General features: G+C 35.8%; 15 protein-coding genes. 5 read left to right on the top strand and 10 right to left on the bottom strand.

The features are described 5' to 3' along the window. The first annotated feature begins 104 nt into the window (after window positions 1–104). The gene (locus DWB61_RS14455; RefSeq protein WP_125031627.1) at window positions 105–1,373 is read left to right on the top strand and encodes a glycosyltransferase family 2 protein; all 1,269 of its coding nucleotides are present in this window, start codon (window positions 105–107) and stop codon (window positions 1,371–1,373) included. A gap of 57 nt (window positions 1,374–1,430) precedes the next feature. Here the strand turns inward: DWB61_RS14455 and DWB61_RS14450 are convergent, their stop codons facing one another. The 3 genes from DWB61_RS14450 to DWB61_RS14440 all read right to left on the bottom strand — a co-directional run bounded on the left by DWB61_RS14450 (window position 1,431) and on the right by DWB61_RS14440 (window position 5,233). Beyond that, entirely contained in the window at window positions 1,431–2,150 is a 720-nt protein-coding gene (locus tag DWB61_RS14450) for an energy transducer TonB (protein ID WP_125031626.1), read from the bottom strand. A gap of 176 nt (window positions 2,151–2,326) precedes the next feature. After that, window positions 2,327–2,635, bottom strand: coding sequence for an FtsB family cell division protein (locus DWB61_RS14445; RefSeq protein WP_125031625.1), 309 nt, complete (start codon window positions 2,633–2,635; stop codon window positions 2,327–2,329). A 162-nt stretch (window positions 2,636–2,797) separates the two neighbouring features. After that, window positions 2,798–5,233 (bottom strand): alpha-ketoacid dehydrogenase subunit alpha/beta, encoded by a 2,436-nt coding sequence (locus DWB61_RS14440; RefSeq protein ID WP_125031624.1) that lies wholly within the window; start codon window positions 5,231–5,233, stop codon window positions 2,798–2,800. A 216-nt stretch (window positions 5,234–5,449) separates the two neighbouring features. On the opposite strand from DWB61_RS14440, the gene DWB61_RS14435 reads away from it, so the two are divergent. Further along, window positions 5,450–5,695 carry a hypothetical protein gene (locus DWB61_RS14435; protein WP_125031623.1) on the top strand — a complete coding sequence of 82 codons (246 nt, stop codon included), beginning with the start codon at window positions 5,450–5,452 and terminating at the stop codon, window positions 5,693–5,695. 141 nt (window positions 5,696–5,836) lie between these two features. Here DWB61_RS14435 and DWB61_RS14430 read toward each other — a convergent pair whose 3' ends face one another. The 7 genes from DWB61_RS14430 to DWB61_RS14400 form a co-directional block, all read right to left on the bottom strand. Next, a complete protein-coding gene (locus tag DWB61_RS14430) occupies window positions 5,837–6,841 on the bottom strand; it encodes an FAD:protein FMN transferase (protein ID WP_125031622.1) in 1,005 nt (334 codons plus the stop codon). Between the two features lie 110 nt (window positions 6,842–6,951). Continuing rightward, window positions 6,952–8,211 (bottom strand): NADH:ubiquinone reductase (Na(+)-transporting) subunit F, encoded by a 1,260-nt coding sequence (nqrF, locus tag DWB61_RS14425; protein WP_125031621.1) that lies wholly within the window; start codon window positions 8,209–8,211, stop codon window positions 6,952–6,954. A gap of 53 nt (window positions 8,212–8,264) precedes the next feature. Beyond that, window positions 8,265–8,882, bottom strand: coding sequence for an NADH:ubiquinone reductase (Na(+)-transporting) subunit E (gene nqrE / locus DWB61_RS14420; protein WP_125031620.1), 618 nt, complete (start codon window positions 8,880–8,882; stop codon window positions 8,265–8,267). Window positions 8,883–8,902: 20 nt separating this feature from the next. Further along, window positions 8,903–9,544, bottom strand: a complete 642-nt coding sequence (locus DWB61_RS14415) for an NADH:ubiquinone reductase (Na(+)-transporting) subunit D (protein ID WP_125031619.1) — start codon at window positions 9,542–9,544, stop codon at window positions 8,903–8,905. Window positions 9,545–9,551: 7 nt separating this feature from the next. Beyond that, window positions 9,552–10,256, bottom strand: coding sequence for an NADH:ubiquinone reductase (Na(+)-transporting) subunit C (gene nqrC, locus DWB61_RS14410; protein WP_125031618.1), 705 nt, complete (start codon window positions 10,254–10,256; stop codon window positions 9,552–9,554). Window positions 10,257–10,275: 19 nt separating this feature from the next. After that, window positions 10,276–11,466: an NADH:ubiquinone reductase (Na(+)-transporting) subunit B gene (locus DWB61_RS14405; protein ID WP_125031617.1), complete on the bottom strand. Its 1,191-nt coding sequence runs from the start codon at window positions 11,464–11,466 to the stop codon at window positions 10,276–10,278. Window positions 11,467–11,488: 22 nt separating this feature from the next. Then, entirely contained in the window at window positions 11,489–12,844 is a 1,356-nt protein-coding gene (locus DWB61_RS14400; RefSeq protein WP_125031616.1) for a Na(+)-translocating NADH-quinone reductase subunit A, read from the bottom strand. A gap of 204 nt (window positions 12,845–13,048) precedes the next feature. Between DWB61_RS14400 and DWB61_RS14395 the strand changes: the two genes are divergently transcribed. The 3 genes from DWB61_RS14395 (at window position 13,049) to DWB61_RS14385 (ending at window position 16,560) form a co-directional block, all read left to right on the top strand. Further along, window positions 13,049–14,338: a type IX secretion system plug protein gene (locus DWB61_RS14395; protein WP_125031615.1), complete on the top strand. Its 1,290-nt coding sequence runs from the start codon at window positions 13,049–13,051 to the stop codon at window positions 14,336–14,338. Window positions 14,339–14,506: 168 nt separating this feature from the next. Further along, window positions 14,507–14,965, top strand: coding sequence for an Lrp/AsnC ligand binding domain-containing protein (locus DWB61_RS14390; RefSeq protein WP_125031614.1), 459 nt, complete (start codon window positions 14,507–14,509; stop codon window positions 14,963–14,965). Between the two features lie 206 nt (window positions 14,966–15,171). Beyond that, entirely contained in the window at window positions 15,172–16,560 is a 1,389-nt protein-coding gene (locus tag DWB61_RS14385) for an aminopeptidase P family protein (protein WP_125031613.1), read from the top strand. The last annotated feature ends 84 nt before the right edge of the window (window positions 16,561–16,644 follow it).

Raw genomic sequence — 16,644 nt, 5'->3', positions numbered from 1 at the left:
GAGGCTTATAGCTTTCTGCCCTTTTTTTATCTTTGTGCCTGATGATGACTTTACTTATGTCACCATTGAAAGGAATACCAGTATAAAACTTACAAAGTAGATTAATGAGTTTCGCAGATAAATATCTAAAAAAGCAGCAAGTCTTCCCAGATTATATAACGAGTGGTGTGCCAGACGATTTGGGACTAGTCGTTACAATTCCATGCTTTGATGAACCCGACTTGGTTTCAAGTTTAAAGGCTCTTTGGCTCTGTGATCGACCTAGTTTTAAGGTGGAAGTTATTGTTATCGTCAACTCGGGGGAGCAAGTTTCAGATGAAGTATTAAGTCAAAATGCTAAAACGATTGCTGATGCCAAAGAGTGGATGTCTTTACATGAGGATGAGAAATTGAAATTCTTTTTGATTGATCAGCCTAATTTACCCCAAAAAGCAGCTGGCGTTGGATTAGCTCGTAAAATTGCGATGGACGAGGCGGTGAGTCGTTTCAATAAAATTGGTAAGTCTAATGGTATTATTACGGGTTATGATGCCGATTCTTCATGTGACATCAACTATTTTACTGAAATTGAAAAGTTATTTAAAAAGTATCCTAAGGCAAACGGGGCAAATATATTTTATGAGCACCCTCTTGAAGGGGATGAGTTCAGTGAAATAATCTATAATTCCATTGCTCAGTATGAATTGTATTTGCGCTATTATATGCTTGCTATGCGATTTGCAGGTCACCCGCATGCCTATCATACAGTTGGTTCCAGTTTTGCCGTTTCAGCTGAAGCGTATATTAAACAAGGTGGGATGAATCGTCGTCAGGCTGGCGAAGATTTTTATTTTCTGCAAAAAATTATTGCTTTGGGTAATTTCTATGAAATCAAGCATACCCGGGTTATTCCATCTCCTCGTACGTCGGATCGGGTCCCTTTTGGAACAGGGAAAGCGATGTCTACTTTTGTGAACGAAGGCATTAGTAATTATAAAAATTATAATTATGCAGCCTTCAGGGATTTAAAAGTTTTATTTGATAGAGTTGATGATTTCTTTGGCGTTGACCACGATACATTTATTAATAAACTAATTGTTGAGTTACCTGGTCCGGTAAGAAGTTATCTGAAAGAGGATAATTTCTTCGAAGCTTTAGATCAGATTAATCGTAACTGTGCTTCCATTGATGCTTTTAGAAAGAAATTCTTTGGTGCATTTAATGCTTTCAAAGTTCTAAAATATCTGAATAATGTTCATGAGCAGTTTATGGAAGAAGAAAGTGTTATTGTGAGTGCTAAACTATTGCTTAAAGATTTGGGTATTACTACCAAAGGTATTTATTCAGCAAAGGAATTACTTGAAATATACAGAGAATACGAGAGAACACATTAGTATAAAAGAAAAGCATGGATATAAATCCATGCTTTTAAAGGTTTATTTAAATTTGAATTATTGAAGAACAAAATTGATTGAAGCTGAGTATGTTACTTGTACAGGAACGCCTCTTTGTTTACCTGGAGCAAAAGCAGGTAAGTTTCTAATTACTCTTAATGCTTCTTGATCAAGAGATGGGTCAATTCCCCTAAGAATTTCTGCATTTTTGACTTTACCATCTCTTCCAACAATAAACCTTACAAATACTCGCCCAGTAATTCCGTTTTCTTGCGCAAGAGCAGGATATTTTATACTTTTCTGAATGTGTTTATTGAGTTCAATATTGCCTTCAGCCATACTGCTGCAGATATCCGGACGGAAAATAGGCATATCTTCAACGACAACAAAGATCTCAGTTTCATCTACAATTTCGGTATCATATGATACTTCTTCAGGAGGACTAATATCAATTTCAGTATTTTGATTAATATCTTCTTCTTCGATTACTAAATTAGGGTCTTCTTTCGAATCATTTTCAACGATAGTAATCACATCTTGTAATCTGATTTTAACAGGTGGTTTTACTTTTGGTCTTTCGGGTTCTTGTCTGGTTATAGGAACAATTTCTTCCAATTCGTTAAGTTCCTGAGGGTTGGTGATGAGCTCAGTATCTTTAATTTGAACTCGCCACTTAAACGCAATTAATACTAACAAAAGGGCTATAGCTAGTCCAATTTCAAAGAATAAACTTTTCTTCTTTTCTAGGTCGGCATTCTCTCGTTTTTTAGGTAACATGGCTAGGATTTCTTAAGTATATAGAATAATCTCAAATAAATCTCAAATCAGAGGTTTCGGGCTTATCAGTTTATAAGTAGCGTCTACATATTATACGATATGGTATTTTTTTAGTTTCAGATAAGAAAGTGTTTTGTTTCATATACTGTAAAGTACAAAAAAAGGAATAGTTTTCACTATTCCTTTTCAATTATTATAAAAATATCTTCATTTTTCTTTTTCATGAGATATTGCTCTCGAGCAAATTTCTCCAAATTCTCTCGATTTGTTTTCAGTTCATGTATACTTTCTTTATCTTTTTTGATCTTTGTTAAGAAGTGCTTTTTTTCTTCGCTTAGAGCTTCAATCTTATTGGTATATTCTTTGCGTTCCCATATGGAATGTTGATCGAAAAAGAACAACCATAGGAAGAAGACCAGTAGACTAATGGAGAATTTGTTACTAATAGCCTTTATTAGAAGCGATTTGATTTTCGATTTACCCATTTTAATGTTTTTGTTCTATTGGCTAAAATTAGTGAAAATATTTTTTTGTTAAGAGTTTGTTCCCAATTTTGTAAGTCAAAAAGTATTGATTAATGGATTTAAAACTAAAAAGGACGTTGATTTTTACAATCAGCGTCCTTTTGTGTGAATTATTTAAATCTTCTATACTTTATAAATCGGAGTGAATTTATCTGGTTCACTTTCCCTCATTATGTCGTAAATGATTTCAAAAACATCTTCAGCATTAGGGTTTGAGAAATAATCTCCATCTGTTCCATATGCTGGACGATGATCTTTAGCAGTTATAGTACGTGGTTCTGCATCTAAATGAAAATAAGCTTTTTGTTCTTCAAGAACTTTCTGCATCATAAATGCTGTTGCACCACCTGGCACATCTTCGTCGAAGAAGATCACACGATTGGTTTTCTTCACCGATTCAACAATCATATGATTAACATCGAATGGTAGAAGGGTTTGCACATCAATAAGTTCAACTGAGATATTAAATTCTTTAAGTTGTTTAACTGCATCTTCAGCAATTTTCACACATGACCCATAAGTTACTAAGGTAATATCGGAGCCTTCCTCTAGTACTTCTGGAATACCAAGTGGCGTTTTAAACTCTGCCAGGTTATCAGGCATCTTCTCTTTAAGTCTGTAACCATTTAGTGGTTCAATCACCAAAGCTGGCTCATCGGATTCCATAAGGGTGTTATATAAGCCTGCCGCCTTAGTCATATTACGTGGTACACAAACATGTATCCCTCGTATTGAGTTGATGACCATACTTAGAGGAGAACCTGAATGCCAAATACCTTCAAGACGATGTCCACGAGTACGAATAATAACTGGAGCTTTTTGCCCACCCTTTGTTCTGTACTGTAAGGTCGCCAAGTCATCACTCATGGTTTGTATTGCATACAAAAGGTAATCGAAATATTGAATTTCAGCGATTGGGCGTAAACCACGCATAGCTAATCCAATGCCTTGTCCGAGAATTGTAGCCTCGCGAATTCCTGTGTCTGAAACTCGTAATTCACCATACTTTTCTTGCATGCCTTCCATACTCTGATTGACACCACCAATAAAACCAGTGTCTTCACCAAAAGTTAATAATAAGGGATATTTGCTGAAAAGTTGATCAAAATTATCACGAAGGACTTCCCGACCAGTTACAATTTTAGATGCTTCCGAATATTTGGGTTCTACAGCTTGAATTCTAGAAATCTGCTGATCTGTTTCACTATATAAATGAGAACTGTAGCGTTCGTGATTTTCTTCAATGGTATCCTTCAGCCACTGTTGCAATTGAGATTTCAAGGGTTTGAAAGTTGCACATGAACTACAAATATGACGTAAAATCTTTTTTGCAGAACTCACATTATCTTTTCTAATTGGATGAATGATCTTTTTCAAGTCATTAACAATTGCATCAATACGTTCTGTTTTTTTGCAATTACAAGCTGAAGCCTTTACCAATTCGACTAATTCATCGCGTTCTTTTTTTACAGGAGTGATGAATGTTTGCCAAGCTTGAGTTTTTGCTTGCTTTACAATTTCTATAGCTTCTGATTCAATCGATATTAATTGATCCTCAGTTGCAAGTTCCATATCACGCATCCATTCGCGCATTTTCTTGATTGGATCGTATTCAAGCTCCCATTTAAGACGTTCCTCGCTTTTGTAACGCTCGTGGGATCCAGAAGTTGAGTGACCTTGTGGTTGAGTCATTTCTATCACGTGAAATAAGCTCGGCGTATGATTCTCTCGGCACTTTGCAATCCCTTCGGCGTACATTTTACAAAGTTCAGGGTAATCCCATCCTTTAGCCTTGTAGATATGATAACCATCACCATTCTCATCCATTTCAAAGCCTTTCAGAACTTCAGAAATATTAGATTTTGTTGTTTGATATTTATTGGGAACCGAAATACCCCATCCATCGTCCCAAACACTCATGGCCATTGGGACTTTTAAAACCCCTGCAGCATTTATCGTTTCCCAAAAATGACCTTCAGAGGTACTTGAGTCTCCAATGGTTCCAAAGGCAACCTCGTTTCCTTTGTCTGAGAATTCGGAGAAGCCATGTAATTCTTTATTTTGTCTGAAAATTTTAGAAGCATATGCTAGACCCAAAAGTCGAGGCATTTGCCCTGCAGTAGGAGAGATGTCTGCAGATGAGTTCTTTTGCTCAGTTAAATTTTTCCAACTACCATCGGCATTCAAACTACGTGATGCATAATGATTATTCATTAAACGACCACCATTACCCGGATTTTTATCAAGTTGAGTTTCACCATAAAGTTGCGCGAAGAATTCTTCAGGGGTTAACATACCTGCAGCAAGCATAAAAGTTTGATCACGATAATAACCTGATCGCCAATCACCATTTTTAAAGCTTTTAGACATGGCAATTTGAGCAAGTTCTTTGCCATCGCCAAAAATTCCAAATTTAGCCTTTCCAGTTAAAACCTCTTTTCTACCCAATAGACTTAGTTGACGACTTATATTTGCAATTCGGTAATCTTCGAGAACTTCATTTTTAAAATCTTCGAACGAAATTTCCTTTTTAGTATTCTCCTTATATATTTCTGACATACTCACAATTAATAATGATTAATAGTGATAAGATCTGTAAACGTTTGCGTTTCTAGTAGAATTTTATCACCCATTTTGTTAAGCCATACAAATTTAGTGAGATTTATTCTAAATAAGAAGGGTTTGTTTGAATATTTAAGACTCTCTTGTCTTAATTGATTTGAATTGTGTAAAGGATGTGTTACTTTTGTCCTAATTATATAAATATATAGAATCATGATTTTAAAGCTCATTTTAGTTAGCGTTGTTCTTTTAGGAATAGGTTTTATTGGTTTCGCAATTACGATTCTTGTCAAGAAGAATGGGCAATTCCCGGAAACACATATAGGAAAAACAGATTTCTTAAAGAAGGAGGGAGTGACTTGTGCAACTTCTCAAGATATGCTTGAACAAGCGAAAGCTTTTAAGAAAGGACAATATAGTAAAGAGACAATTTTGGAGAAAGAACTCAGTAAACTTTAGATTAATATTTAAAGTTTCCATTTAAGAATCTCAATTAACTAGTCAATCTTATGACAACTATTTTGTCATAGGTGAGATTATTCGATACGATAAACCCCACTCAGAGATGAGTGGGGTTATTTTTTTGTAGAGATTCAATTTTTATTTGAGAATCATCTCTTTAATCTTATCCGATGAATAGGTTTGATATTTTCCATCTTCGTCGGTGTAAATAAAATAAGCATCTAAATTCGGATCATTCTCAACAATCGTTATACTTTTTTCTAAACCCAAAACCATAAAAGCCGTGGCATAGGCATCAGCGGTCATACAGTCAGGAGCAATTACTGATGCCGAGAGTAAAGAATGCTGAACCGGATAGCCTTGTTTTGGATCGATGGTATGAGCGTATTTCTTTCCATTTTTTATATAAAATTGGCGATAATTACCCGATGTAGCCATTGCTCCGTCAGCTAAGCTTAAAACATCCTGAATTTCTCTGTTTTTCACTTCTGGATCATCAATTGGTCTATCGATACCTACTCGCCAGGAGCGTTTTTTATTACTGATACCTTTAACACGAATTTCACCTCCAATTTCGACCATATAATTTGAAATTCCTTTGCTTTCTAAAAAGGCGGCAACCACATCTACACCGTATCCTTTGGCTATTGCACTAGCGTCAAACATGATTCTAGGATCATCTTTAATAATTCGGTTGTTGAGTAGTTTGACTTTATTAAAACCTACAATTTGTAGTAGACTATCAACGGGGATATCCTCAGGTTCAAGTTTGTTTTTAAAACCAAACCCCCAAGCATTAACAAGCGGAGCAATTGTCATATCGAAAGCACCATTGGTTACTTCAGATATCTGTATGCTTCTGTTGAATACTGTTTTAAAATAATGATCGAGAACGACAGTCGAGTCGTTATTATTAACACGTGATATGGTTGAGTTTGGTTTATAGGTTGAAAGTGAAAGATCGAATTCATTCATCTTAGCCTTAATCTCATCATGAAAGTCTACATTTTTAGGATTATTATAGATAATGTGATAGATGGTTCCCCAAATATAACCTTCATTATACTGATAGTCCTTTTTTGTTGGTTGACATGCAAATAAAACCAGTGCAGTTAATACGAGTAGTTGAATTCTTTTAATCATGACGATTGCTGTTCAAAGTATAAATGAAAAATTAAGAGATTGTAAAGTTAAAAAATTATGACTGCGACTTGGCAAAAAAAAAGCCTCGGAATAACCGAGGCTTAAAATATTTATGATCCGAAATCGTCAAATTCAACCATTTCGTCTGGTACTCCTAAATCATACAGCATATTTGTAACAGCTGAATTCATCATTGGAGGTCCACAAAGGTAATATTCAATATCTTCTGGCTCATCATGATTAGTCAGGTAGTTATCGTAAATCACTTGATGGATAAATCCAGTTGGTCCTTCCCAGTTATCTTCTGGCTGTGGCTCAGAAAGAGCTAAGTGCCATTCGAAGTTAGGGAAATCAGCTGCAATTGCATCAAACTGATCCGCATAGAATACCTCTTTTAAAGAACGTGCTCCATACCAGAATGTAGCCTTACGACCCGTTTTTACAGTGTGGAACAAATGGAAGATATGAGAACGCATTGGAGCCATACCAGCACCACCACCAATAAACATCATTTCGTTATTGGTTTCTTTGATAAAGAACTCACCATAAGGACCTGAAACAGTCACCTTATCACCTGGCTTACGCGAGAAGATAAAGGATGAACAGATACCTGGGTTAACATTCATCCAGCCACCGTTTACACGATCGAATGGAGGTGTTGCAATACGAATATTAAGCATTACAATGTTTCCTTCAGCTGGGTGGTTAGCCATTGAATAGGCACGGTAAGTTGGTTCCGGATTTTTCATCTTAAGATCAAACATCTTAAACTGTTCCCATTCGCCGCGATATTCATCTTCGATAATCATATCCTTAAAATCAACATCGATTTTAGGAACATCAATCTGAATGTATCCCCCTGATTTGAAATCAAGAATTTCACCTTCCGGTAACTTAACAACGAACTCCTTAATAAAGGTCGCTACGTTACCGTTTGAAACCACTTCGCATTCCCATTTTTGGATACCTAGAATTTCTTGAGGTATCGACATGGACATGTCTTCTTTCACTTTAACCTGACAAGCTAAACGCCAATTGTTCTGCGCCTCTTTACGAGTAAAGTAATCAACTTCTGTTGGAAGAATGCTACCTGCACCGTCAAGAACCTGACACTTACACATAGCACAAGTTCCACCACCACCACAAGCTGATGGTAAGAAGATTTTAGCAGCACCTAAAGTTCCTAAAAGGGTATTGCCTGGCTGAACAACTAATTTTTGATCGCCACCATTAATATCAATCGTTACTTCTCCTGACGGGGTGAGTTTCTGCTTTACAAACAAAAGGATAGAAACCAGAATCAGGATCACAAGTAGGAAGATCAAAATACTTGTGCCTATAACAGTACCCTGTGTTGTTAATAATATCATCTCTTTTTCAATTAAATTTTGAAAATTTAGTTTTACTTTATTTTCCTATTTGCTTAGAGTTTGATCCCCATGAAGCTCATAAAGGCAATTCCCATTAAACCAGTTACAATAAATGTAATTCCCAGACCTCTAAGAGGAGCAGGAATGTTTGAGTATCGGATTTTTTCACGAATAGCTGCAATACCTACAATTGCTAATAACCAACCAATACCTGATCCAAGACCAAATGAAGTCGCTTCAGCTAATGTTGAATAATCTCTCTCTTGCATGAATAGTGATCCACCCAAAATTGCACAGTTTACAGCAATAAGTGGCAAGAAAATACCTAGAGATGAGTAAAGTGCCGGAGCAAATTTCTCAACAACCATTTCAACCAATTGTACCATAGAAGCAATTACAGCAATAAACATGATGAAACTTAAGAAACTTAAGTCTACATCAGCCATTGAAGCGTCAAGCCATACAAGAGCACCTTCGGCCAAAATATATTTGTTTAGCAAGTAGTTCATAGGAACTGTAATTCCTAATACGAAAATTACAGCCAAACCTAGTCCCATAGAAGTTTTTACAGTTTTAGAAACTGCAAGATATGAACACATCCCAAAGAAGAATGCGAACACCATGTTGTCGATAAAAATCGACTTGATAAATATATTAATCAGATTTTCCATGTTTCGATTTTTCTTTAAAATTAGGACTCAATTAGAGCTTTGTTACGAGATCTCTGTACCCAGATAATAATACCTACAGTAATAAGTGCCATAGGAGGCAAAATCATTAATCCGTTGTTCTGGTATCCCATATCGTAAAATGCTTGAGGAATCACTTTGAAACCATAAAGGGTTCCTGATCCTAACAATTCACGGAAGAAAGCTACAATTACTAGAATTATACCGTATCCAGCTGCATTACCAATTCCATCAAGGAAAGCTGGCCATGGGCGATTTCCTAAAGCAAATGCTTCAAGACGTCCCATAATAATACAGTTGGTGATAATAAGACCAACAAATACAGAAAGTTGCTTACTTACATCATAAGCAAAAGCCTTTAGAATTTGGTCTACAAGGATTACCAATGCAGCAACAATAACAAGTTGTACAATGATACGAATACGTGATGGAATAGTATTTCTAAGTAATGAAACTATCACATTAGCAAGTGCCAATACAGCCATAACTGAAATGGTCATTACCACTGCGGGTTCTAACTTTGCAGTTACCGCCAAGGCCGAACAGATACCCAATACCTGAATGGTAATCGGGTTATCGCTTCCCAACGGATTGGTCAGCAACTTTCGATTCTTAGCTGAGAATAATGGTTCTTTATCGCTCATCTTTATCTTAATTTGAAGATTTTAAAAACTTTTCATAACTGCTTAGGTTATCCTGAAGCATTGCTTCCAAACCTTTTGATGTAACAGTACCACCAGACACAGCATCGAAAGCGTGTGGGTTAGTAGAGGCAGTTCCTTTTACCAATTTCAGAGAAGTGAAAACACCTGACTCATCAAAGATTTGCTTTCCAGTAAATGGCTTTTGGAACTCTGCTTTAGAGATCTCAGCACCCAAACCTGGAGTTTCTCCCTGGTGGTCGAACGTAGCACCGAAAATAGTTTTACGATCTGGTTCCATTGAGATAAATCCCCAAACGGGTCCCCACATTCCTTTTCCACGAACAGGAATAATTAGTTTTTTGCCAATTTTTGTATCATTGAAAACAAAGACAGGAAGGTTTCTTTCAGAAAGATTCTTCTTGTTTTCATTTTTAAGATCAACTTTAAAGGTCTTGGCTTTATCATTTGATTTAACTTCTCCTTCTGAGTTTACGATAATGGCTTCAACAATGTACTTGTCGTAAAGCTCAACCGCATTGGCAGGAGTCGAAGCAACATTCACAGCTTTTAGAATGTCTTGCTTTTTCTCAATCTCTTTATTCATGTTTTGGCGATCTTTCAATGTCAATGAAGTGAAAGAAAGTACTGCCGCAACAATCACTACCATAATGGCAGCGTAAAGAAATGTATATGTATTGCTTTGAGTATTCATTTTCTAAACGTTTTTTTGATTAAGCATTTACCTTAACACGTTTCAATCTTCTCTTGATGTTACCCTGAATCACGTAATGGTCGATTAGTGGAGCAAATGTGTTCATCAATAGAATTGCTAGCATCATAGCTTCTGGGAAACCTGCGTTCATTACACGAATCAATACAGCAAGGAAACCAATAAGGAAACCGTAGATGATTTTACCGCGAGCAGTTTGAGCTGCTGAAACAGGATCGGTTGCCATAAACACAGCACCAAAAGCAAAACCACCCATAATAAGGTGTTGCCATGCAGGAATTAATTCCATATAAGCATTAGCCCCTACAAGGTTGAAAATTGCTCCCATGGTGTAACCACCAACAAATACTGAAGCCATGATTTTCCAGCTTCCAATTCCTGAAGCGATTAGAATAACAGCTCCAATTAGAATCGCGATGGTTGAAGTCTCACCGATTGATCCTGGGATTAATCCAACAAACATGTCCCATACATTTGAAAGATGTTGTGTGTAGATTGAAGTTGCAGCCTCGCCTGTTGCATCTACAAGAGTCGCAGCATGAGCTAAAGGTGTAGCTCCAGAGAAACTATCAGCCTTATCAGCAATCCAAACAATATCACCCGACATCTTAGATGGATAAGCGAAGAAGAAGAAGGCACGAGCTACAAGAGCTGGATTCCAAATATTCATACCTGTACCACCAAAAACCTCTTTGCCAATAACTACAGCAAATGCAGTTGATACAGCAACCATCCAAAGAGGTGCTCCAACTGGCATGATTAGAGGAATAAGCATACCTGAAACCAGGAAGCCTTCGTTTACTTGGTGACCACGCATTTGTGCAAAGGCAAATTCAATACCCAAACCAACCACGTATGAAACAACGATAATAGGTAGGATTTCAATTAAACCATAAATGCAAATATCCATCAAAGGTGTAGATGCTAACACTTCTTTTCCTAGAGAAAGGAAATGCTGGTAACCTGTGTTATAAATTCCGAACAATAAAGCTGGAATCAAAGCCAATACAACAACCGACATGGTACGCTTCAAATCGATAGCATCTTTAATGTGGGTTCCACTGTGGGATGTTATATTAGGGACGTATAGGAAAGTCTCAAAAGCCTCAAATGAGGACTGCAACTTTGCAAACTTCCCACCCTTTTGAAATAAGGGTTTCTTTTTATCAAGAAATTTTCTTAGTGCTTTCATTATAAATAGTTTTCCGTTTTTTTTAGCTCATTTCTTTAATCATCAGATCAATTCCCTGACGAACTAAGTCCTGTACATTAATTTTTGAAGTACAAACAAATTCGCACAAAGCAAGATCCTCAGGAGCTACTTCGTAAATACCTAATTGTTCCATCTGATCGATATCTTCAACCATAATAGACTTAATTAGTTGTAACGGAAGTATGTCCATTGGTAAAACTTTATCGTATTCACCAGTCATTACAAAAGCACGGTGCTCACCATGTAGGTTTGCATCTAATCTATATTCTTTATTAGGCGTTAACCAAGAGAAGAATGTTTTCGACATAGAGAATTTCTGTAAGCCAGGAAGTGCCCACCCTAAAAATTCAAACTCGTCACCTTCAGGAATAACAGTAATTTGTGAATCATAGAAAGAAAGGTATCCATCTTCAGGAATTTGAGTTCCTGTTAGAACATTACCCGAAATGATTCGAATCTTATCGTCATCTTTAAGCTGCGCTTTAAGAATATTACGAACCGAAGCTCCAAGGATAGTGTTATAATATGAAGGATTCTTCACTTCTGAACCTGTAAGAGCTATTTTGCAGCTCACATCGTAAATTCCTTTTTGGAATAGTCGACCGATGAAAAGAATTTCCTGTGGACGAATAACCCAAACAACATCGCCCTTATTAATAGGATCAAGTTTGTGTATTTGAACACCAACATTACCAGCTGGGTGAACACCTGCAAATTTGTTGATAACAACATTCTTTGCTTCGGTGAAAACTTTCGACTGCGTTTTCTTAGTATCGATGTTTAAGTGAACTTTCCCATCGGTAAGCTTTGTTAAAGCATTAATACCTAATTGAAAAGCCTCCGCTTCACCTTCAACTAAATAATCGAAATCAGCAGCAAGAGGTGCAGTGTCGAAAGCAGAAATGTAAATTGCTTTAGGCGAATCAGCAGGATTGGCAATAACGTCGTAAGGACGCTGACGAAGGAATGCCCATAAACCTGATTTTAATAATTCCTCTTTAACTTCCTCGCGAGATAAGTCAGTAGGATTAGCTTTTTTGAATTCCTCGTATTGCAATTCATTGTCAGCCTGAATAATGACTTCAAGAATTTTTCTTCTTTCGCCACGATTCACAGCAACAACTTTACCACTAACTGGAGACGTAAAATTAATTTCAGGACAATACTTATCGAAGAATAAAGCAGAACCTGCTTTTACTTCAGTATCAACCTTTACTTTTAATTTGGGAGTAAGTCCAGGGAAATCGGTAGGTTTAATTGCAAATGTCTCAGAACGATCAGCCTTTTCAAGTACTTTTTCAGCCTTTCCTATCAGCTTAATATCTAAGCCTTTTTTGATCTTTTTAACTTCAGACATGTTAAACTATTTGATATGATTAATTTGTTTCTAAATTAACTAAATCCAAGCGTGTTTCTATTTTGAGAATGGTATCTTAATCGTGTTTTAAAACTTATAGTAACCAGATAGATTGTCTTGGAAAATCGAAAACAAAGATATAAAGCAATTTTATATATTTGTAGAAAATCTTGCAATTTATAAACATCATATATAGATATCCAAATGTATAAGTTCCTCTTTAGAGTTTTTTTAATTTCACACCTATGTATCTCTTATTGTCTAAGCACTTTTGCTTCGGAAGATTCTTCAGGGTATAAAAGTGAAATTATAAAAGTTAGCATTCATACTGTTCAGTGTCATCCTGTAGGTTGGGAGTTGTCACCTCCCATTGTTGAATTGAGTAGTCAAAATCAACTTCAGTTTTCATTTGATGAATTGGGGAAAGACATACAGGATTATTCTTATCGAATTGTTCATTGTAATGCTGATTGGAAATCGTCGGGCTTAAGTGAGTTTGATTTTCTGGATGGTTTTTCTGAAAATCAGATTCAAGATTACGAGTTTTCTTTCAATACAAATGTTGATTATGTGCATTATTCTCTCTTATTACCTAATGGGGATGTGAAATTGAAACTTTCTGGGAATTATATTCTGGAAGTTTATCAAGATTTCGATGTTGAGAATATCATACTTCGTCAACGATTTATGATTCTAGATTCCAAGATTGAATTAAAGGGAAAAGTGAAACATCCTATTGATATGGATAGAAGAAAAACCCATCAGGAAGTCATGTTTAGTATCTTTCATCCCAATTTTTTAATTGATAATCCGCATTCTGACCTTACTGTTATTCTCCGCCAGAATGATAGGTCTGATGGAAGTCAAATGAAGGTGACGCCTATATTTATTCGTAAAGACGAATTGGTGTTCGATAATAATCAGGAATACGTTTTCCCCGGTAATAACGAGTTTCATTATTTTGATTTGAAGAGTTTCCGTTATCAGTCGATTTATATACAATCAATTGAAAATCTAGAAGGAAAAACGGTAGTTTCTTTAAGTCCAGGTAAAAATCGTCAATTTGATCCTTATATATTTAGGAGAGATAATAATGGTATTTCTGTTGTTTCAGTTGACGAGAGAAAAGAACCAACGACAGAAGCGGACTATGCACAAGTTGTTTTTACTCTCCCTTTTGATAATGAGTTGAAACATGGGCAGATGTATGTTTATGGGGCTTTCAATAATTGGGAATGCAATGAGAATAACAGAATGGTATATGATCACAATTTAGGTTCATATCAGAAAAGTATTTACTTAAAACAAGGTTATTACAATTATGTGTATGCTTTGTTGGAAAATGGGAAAGACTACCCAGATGTTGATTATATAGAGGGAAGTCATTGGCAAACCGAGAATAATTATATGATCTATGTCTATTATCACGATATAGAGAAAAACTACGATCGTCTGATAGGATTTAAAACACTGAACTCTACTAAGGATTTTTAGCAGTAAGAAAAATAAAGAAAGCTTCCCTGTATTCGTTCTAAATTTGATGAAATGAAAATTATAATGTGTTCTGCTTATGAATTATTACTAATTTTGTCATTAAAGTAATAGATTGTAATCAGGAGTTGATGTTGTAGGCCTCAGCTTAAGCTATAAAATATAAAGAGAATGAAGTTTCAAATTGATGATGTTGATCAGAAGATATTATCTTATCTGATAAAAAATGCGCGTATTCCTTTTCTAGAAATAGCCAGAGAGTGTGGTATTTCTGGTGCTGCTATTCATCAAAGGGTGAAAAAACTTGAAGATGCTGGTGTAATTGATGGATCAAGATTTATTGTGAAACCAAGAGCTCTAGGGTATGAAGTTTGCGCTTTTGTAGGTATTTTTCTTGATCATGCACATCAGTATAAGCAAGTTGTTGGTCGTATAGAGGCTATTCCAGAAATTATTGAGTGTCATTTTACAACAGGAAATTTTACATTTCTAGTTAAAATGCTTTGTAGAGATAATCAACATCTTATGGATGTCTTGATTAACACACTTCAAAATGTGCCAGGTGTTTCTAAAACAGAAACTTTTATTTCTTTAGATCAAATTATTGATAGGGATATTGTTGTAAAATAATATCGTAATAAATTAATATAAAATTAAGGGCTTTCTCTCAGAGAAGGTCTTTTTTGTGGATTCTATTAAGCTATTTTAATAAGGATTATTCCGAGTTAATTTTTATCTTTCGTCTGTTTTGGGCAAGCTGGTTGGTTTTATTGGTAATTATTCGATCGATTAGTTAGTCTCTTTTATAAATTATTATATCCTTTAAACAACATATCATGTTTTCAAAAGAAGTTTATATTAACAGACGCGAAAAATTGCGTCAATCCATGAAAGATGGAATTGCATTATTCCTTGGTAACCCAGATGCTCCAATGAACTGCCCACATAATATTTATCACTACCGTCAGGACAGTAATTTTCTTTATTTTTTCGGTTTAGATCATCCTGGTTTTGCAGGTGTTTGCGACATTGATAATAATAAGGATTACATTTTTGGGAATGATGTTGATATCGATGATATTATTTGGATGGGCCCACAGCCTTCTGTAAAAGATCAATCAGCTAAGGTTGGTATTGAAGCAACGGCTCCTTTTACTGATCTGAATAAATTTATTTCTGACGCTATGGCAGCGGGACGTAAAATTCATTTATTACCTGTTTATCGTGCTGAAAATAAAATATTGTTAGAAGAATTAGTTGGAGTTAAACCAGCTGATATCAAATCTAATGTTTCAGAAGAATTGATTAGAGCAATTGTTGCTCTTCGTGAAATTAAGGAGCCTTGTGAAATAGTAGAGCTTGAACGTGCTGCTGAAACAGGTTATCAAATGCATGTTACCGCTATGAAAATGGCACAGGATGGGGTTTACGAAAGAGAAGTTGCTGGTGAGGTTGAAGCTATAAGTCTTCGTGCAGGTGGAATGCTTTCTTTCCCTGCCATTGTTTCAAAACGTGGTGAGACACTTCATAATCACGAACATGGTAATTTGCTTAAAAAGGGTGATTTATTACTTGTTGATTGTGGCGCAGAGACGGATACGCATTATGCTTCTGATAATACTCGTACTATTCCAGTGGGAGGTAAGTTTTCTCAGAAACAGAGAGAAATCTATGAGATTGTCCTAGCTGCTATTGATAAAGGAACTGAATTAATTCGTCCAGGTGTTGACTACCGCTCTATTCATTTAGAAGTTTGTAAGGTGATTGCTTCAGGATTGATTGAACTTGGCTTGATGAAAGGGGATGCAGATGCAGCAGTTGCAGCAGGTGCTCATACCTTATTTATGCCTCACGGTTTGGGACATATGATGGGCTTAGATGTTCACGACATGGAAGATCTTGGTGAAGATTATGTTGGATACGATGATAAGATCAAGCGTGCAAGTCAATTTGGAACAGCTTATTTACGTTTAGGGAAAGAGTTGAAACCTGGTTTTGTTATTACTAATGAGCCTGGTATCTATTTCATTCCAGCATTGATTGATAAATTTCAAAATGAAAAGCAGTACTTAGATTATATCAATTACGATAAGGTAAATAAGTATCGCGATTTTGGAGGTATTCGACTTGAAGATGATCTTTTAGTTACAGAAAAGGGATGTCAGTTAATTGGTAAAAGAATTCCAATTACAGTTGAAGAGGTTGAAAATACAGTGCTTTCGTAATTCATTATTATCAATATAAATAATTTAAGAGGTATCCAGTTATGGAGGCCTCTTTTTTTTTGTTTATATCAACTATAAATTGCG

This window comes from Ancylomarina euxina (genome assembly GCF_003863355.1).
In the GTDB taxonomy this organism is placed as follows: domain Bacteria; phylum Bacteroidota; class Bacteroidia; order Bacteroidales; family Marinifilaceae; genus Ancylomarina; species Ancylomarina euxinus.
The sequence above is the reverse complement of the archived record's forward strand: the minus strand, read 5'-3'. Positions and strand labels throughout refer to the sequence as shown.